Raw genomic sequence first — 1,191 nt, 5'->3', positions numbered from 1 at the left:
ATGGCAAAGGGCAAGTTCGAGCGCACCAAGCCCCACGTGAACGTGGGTACGATCGGTCACGTGGACCACGGCAAGACGACGCTGACGGCGGCGCTGACGAAGGTCGGTGCGGAGCGTTTCGGCGGCGAATTCAAGGCCTACGACGCGATCGACGCGGCGCCGGAAGAGAAGGCGCGCGGTATCACGATCTCGACGGCGCACGTGGAATACGAGTCGCCGAACCGTCACTACGCACACGTGGACTGCCCGGGCCACGCCGACTACGTGAAGAACATGATCACGGGTGCGGCGCAGATGGACGGCGCGATCCTGGTGTGCTCGGCCGCTGACGGCCCGATGCCGCAGACGCGCGAACACATCCTGCTGTCGCGCCAGGTGGGCGTGCCGTACATCGTCGTGTTCCTGAACAAGGCCGACATGGTGGACGACGCCGAGCTGCTCGAGCTGGTCGAGATGGAAGTGCGCGAGCTGCTGTCGAAGTACGACTTCCCTGGCGACGACACCCCGATCATCAAGGGTTCGGCCAAGCTGGCGCTGGAAGGCGATCAGTCGGAAATCGGCGTGCCGGCGATCATCTCGCTGGTGGAAGCGCTGGACACCTACATTCCGGAGCCGCAGCGCGCGATCGACCAGCCGTTCCTGATGCCGGTGGAAGACGTGTTCTCGATCTCGGGTCGCGGCACCGTGGTGACCGGTCGTATCGAGCGCGGCATCATCAAGGTCGGTGACGAAATCGAAGTGGTCGGCATCCGTCCGACGCAGAAGACCACCGTGACCGGCGTGGAAATGTTCCGCAAGCTGCTGGACCAGGGTCAGGCGGGCGACAATGCCGGTCTGCTGCTGCGCGGTCTGAAGCGCGACGACGTGGAGCGTGGTCAGGTGCTGGCGAAGCCGGGCACGATCACCCCGCACACCGACTTCGAGGCCGAGGTGTACGTGCTGTCGAAGGATGAGGGCGGTCGTCACACCCCGTTCTTCAAGGGCTACCGTCCGCAGTTCTACTTCCGCACCACCGACGTGACCGGCGCGATCGAGCTGCCGGCGGGCGTGGAGATGGTGATGCCGGGCGACAACATCAAAATGGTGGTGAGCCTGATCCACCCGATCGCGATGGACCAGGGTCTGCGCTTCGCCATTCGCGAAGGCGGCCGTACCGTCGGCGCCGGCGTGGTGGCCAAGGTCATCAAGTAA

1 protein-coding gene is annotated in these 1,191 nt (G+C 64.9%); it reads left to right on the top strand.

Going from position 1 to position 1,191, the window contains the following annotated elements; genetic code table 11:
* A complete protein-coding gene (gene tuf / locus ISP14_RS18705; protein ID WP_404542890.1) occupies positions 1-1,191 on the top strand; it encodes an elongation factor Tu in 1,191 nt (396 codons plus the stop codon).

It is taken from the genome of Dyella agri (genome assembly GCF_044904705.1).
Taxonomy (GTDB): Bacteria; Pseudomonadota; Gammaproteobacteria; order Xanthomonadales; family Rhodanobacteraceae; genus Rhodanobacter_A; species Rhodanobacter_A agri.
The sequence above is the reverse complement of the archived record's forward strand: the minus strand, read 5'-3'. Positions and strand labels throughout refer to the sequence as shown.